Raw genomic sequence first — 3,843 nt, forward strand, 5'->3', positions numbered from 1 at the left:
AGATCCGCGAGTTTCTGGCGGTGAAGGAGTCGTTTGTGGCTCCCACGTTGGCGCGGCCGGTTGGGTCGTCCGGGTCAGAGTCGTCCGGGTCAGAGTCGTCCGGGTCGGAGTCGTCCGGGTCAGAGTCTGAGTCTGAGTCTTTGGACCTGTCGTCCGGTTCGTTGCCTGGTCGGCCGGCGGCGATGGAATGGGGCCCGGCCGGCTCTGACGCGCCTGGCTCGGAGTCGCCGTCGTCGGAGTCGGGACCTGAGTCGAAGCGTCCGCGTATCGATGGTGTGCCGGCGGATAGCCTGAAGATTTACGCGGATGACCTGTCGAGTTTGCTCGATATGCGGGCACCATTGGCTTTCCCGGATTTTCTGACGGAGACCGACGGAGCGGGCGGGTTCCCGGGCTCGTCGGCAGCGCGGACATCGGCGCCTGAATTTTCGACCGAGGGGTCAGGGGTGCCACTGGAGCCTGGCTCGGAGTCGCCGCCGCCGGTGGATGGTGCGCCGGCGGGCTTCGTGGACTTGCTGTCAGGGACGGATCCGGCGGAATTGATGTTGGGGTTGCGGTCGGAGAACCCCGCGCTGGACGATGCGCCGGGCTCGCCGGCAGGGGTGCCACCGGCGCATGGCTCGGAGTCGCCGCCGTCGGAGTCGGGATCTGAGCCGAAGCGTCAGCGTGATTGGCTGGGAACGGAGACCGACGGAGCGGGCGGGTTCCCGGGCTCGTCGGCGGCGCGGACACTGGCGCCTGAATTTTCGACCGATGAGGCAGGGGTGCCACTGGAGCCTGGCTCGGAGTCGCCGCCGCCGGTGGATGGTGCGCCGGCGGGCTTCGTGGACTTGCTGTCAGGGACGGATCCGGCGGAATTGGTGTTGGGGGTGAGGTCGGAGAACCCCGCGCTGGACGATGCGCCGGGCTCGTCGGCAGGGGCGGTGCCACCGGCGCATGGCTCGGCGTCGTCGGGGGGCGATGTCGCGTCGGGCTTGGAGCAGGAGGTGGCTGAGGCGATCACCAAGTTGTCGGCCGTGGTGTCCAGTGACCAGGCGGAGCGCTTCGAGCGGTGGGCGCGCGGGGTGTTCGACTTCGATCCTGGGCGGTTTGACATGGGGGTGGCCGGGGTCTTTCAGCCGGTGTTGGACGCCTTTAGGGATCCGTTGGCGAAGTTGAAGGTCCGCAGCCTGGATGGACTGCGTGCGTGGGTGATTCGTGAGTTGGCCGACGACCTCGCCCGGGGTGCCGAGTCGAAATTTAGGGAGATTCTTCCGTATCCGGCGGACGTGTCGGAGCAGGAGCAGAAGGCGCTGCACCGGATCTGGTTCCCCAAGGTCGTAAGTGGCGGGGTTCACGAAGTCACGCTTGTGCCTTTCCATGTGGCGGCCGAGGAGTTGTCCCGGCCGATGTGGGTCCATCATCCGTTCGGTGCCCCGTACCGCATCGGCCCGCAGCCGGGTGACGGTGTCGTCCCGGAACAGGTCCTGTGGTGGAGGGGTGCTTACTTCCTCGTCAAACCTCGTGCCGAAGACGGCATCGCCGACCGGATCGCTGAGGGCTTCCCCCAGGAAGAGGTAAATCCCCGCACGCGGCGGGAACTGGATGGGGAGTTCGAGAAGACGCGTGGTCTGCTGCAAGCGGCGATCGCCAAGGCGGAGAAGAATCCCGACAGCGCCTACTCGCGTATCCTGGAAAACACCTTCCAGCGTGACCTCGCGGTCATCCGTCAACGCTCCTCCTTCCCGTACAGTCAGGTTCAGGAACTCGCCGCACACCTCCGATACTTGCGCAATCTCAAGGACCAGGGCGGCTGGGAAGACCAGCGCCCAACGGACCTCAATGTCCCATTCACCATTCGCATCCCGGCCACCCCGGTGCGGCATGACCCGGAGATGTCGGGGTTCACTCGTCCGGTGCCCGGGTTGAGTATCCGGCTGGCCGGCCAGGAGATGCGTCTCAATGTTATCGATGGGATCGATGGGATCGATGGGCTTGTTCGCCCGGGTGATCTGGTCGATGTCACTATCGGGAAGATTGGGAGAGGGCGGGGTGCTGGTTTTGTCGAAATCCGGTACACCCGGCCCGACGGCACCGAAAGCGCTATCTTCCAAGGGATCGACCGCGAGTTCACTCTCGACGAGTGGAAAGCTCTGAAGACAATGGAACCCGGCCGGGCGTGGAAAACCGATCCCCCATTGTTCGTCGATTCCTACCGCAGCACGACGTGGATGAGCCCCAAAAGGCAATTGGGCACACGGCTCCACGTGCCGGGAGATCCCAGTATCAATCTCCCGGGAGGCGTCGTGGCCGGCGGAGGTTCGTTCGACTTCCCCACGACGCTGGACCGGATTGTTTACAGAGCCGGGTTTGGCGCCACTGGTCGACCCCTGATGGTCGCGGAACTGACGGCCGAAGAGGCCGGACAGGGCCGGTACGTGGAAGTGGTCAACCCCGCCCTCACCGTGCCCAGCATCGGCGGCATGTCGAAGTGGTCCGCAAATGTTTTGTGGGAGCTGGAGGATGGGTGGGATCTTTCCAGCGCAGTGACTTACCCAGGTGAAATTTTGACGGGAAACAAATTGCCCTCCCCCCTGCGTACTGTCATTGGCAAGGAGGGGCACTTGACCCCCGGTGGGGGGGAGGTGCAGGTCGCCCAGGGGACGAAGATCACCTTCCGGGTAGGGAAGTGGCCGCGGCTGGCCGGATCGGAAAGCGGCGTTTTCGTCGTGGTCAGGGCACCGTTGGTCGGCGACGAAAACCGACACGCCTACCGGCTCATCGACACGGACAAGAAGATCGATGAGTTCGATTGGATCATAAAGACTCTGAACAAACGGCAGGAACGGGCTAATCGGCGTGTCCCGCTAACCGGGTCGGCGCCTGAGCGGCATCCCATCAGGGCCGGTGAGTCCGGCGGTGTCGCGCCGGACTTGCCGGAGGTGCCCGGCCAGGCGTCGTGGAGACTCGACCCCCCATCGTTCGTCGAGTCCTACCACATCACGGCGTCGCTAGACGCCGAATCGAATTTTGGAAAGTTGGACGTAAAATTCGCCGGCCGCCCGGTCTATATCCCACAGGCCGTGGTGGTCGACGGAGGTTCGTTCGTCTTTCCTGCGGACATCGAAGAGGTTCGTCTCGAACTCGGGTATGACAGCACTGGTCGATCCGCCGCGTTCGTGGAACTACCGCGTCCTACCGGGGAGACCCTGTACCTGAAGCTGGAGCCCGCCCCCACCGCAGGCGACATCGAGTCGCTGCGCAGAAGGGCGCTGTGGGTGCCGCAGAATCAGTGGAATCTTTCCGGCGCAGAGGATTTCGAGGACGTAATGGGGAAAAATAACCTATTGTCCCCTCCCCTGCGTATTCGTGTTGGTGATGAAGTCGCGACGCTCGGTGGGGCGAAGGTGGATGTCACCGCTGGGACGCTGGTCACCTTGCGGGTAGGGAAGTGGTCGCGGCAGGTCGGATCGGAATCCGTTACCGACGTTTTCGTCGTGGTCGGGGCGCCGTTGGTCGACGGAACCGGACACGCCTACAAGATCATCAAGATGACGCGCAAGAAGGTGGATCAGTTCGCGGCGCTCATAGAACAGCTCCGAAACCGGCAGGAATCGTTCAACATGCGCATCCTTAACGGGTGGCAACCTAAGCCGGCCGGGCAGGGTCCGAGCACCGGGCAGGGTCCGAGCACCGGGCAGGGGCCGGGTTCCGGGGATGAGTCGGGTTCCGAGGATGGGTCGTTGCCTGGTGGTGCGGCGGCGTTTGTGTGGGGTCGTGTGGGGGGTGGTTCGTTCTCGGGTGGTGGGGAGGGTGTGTTGCCGTCGGGGTGGGCGGCGGGTGTGGAGCCGTCTGTGGAGGTGG

General features: G+C 64.4%; 1 protein-coding gene. It reads left to right on the forward strand.

Annotation, left to right across the window (positions count from 1 at the left end; genetic code table 11):
* Nucleotides 1–140: 140 nt before the first annotated feature.
* A partial coding sequence (locus ABT006_RS34850; protein ID WP_350712730.1) for a hypothetical protein occupies nt 141–3,843 on the forward strand: 3,703 nt, incomplete at its 3' end.

The organism is Micromonospora sp. NPDC002717 (assembly GCF_040295705.1).
In the GTDB taxonomy this organism is placed as follows: domain Bacteria; phylum Actinomycetota; class Actinomycetes; order Mycobacteriales; family Micromonosporaceae; genus Micromonospora.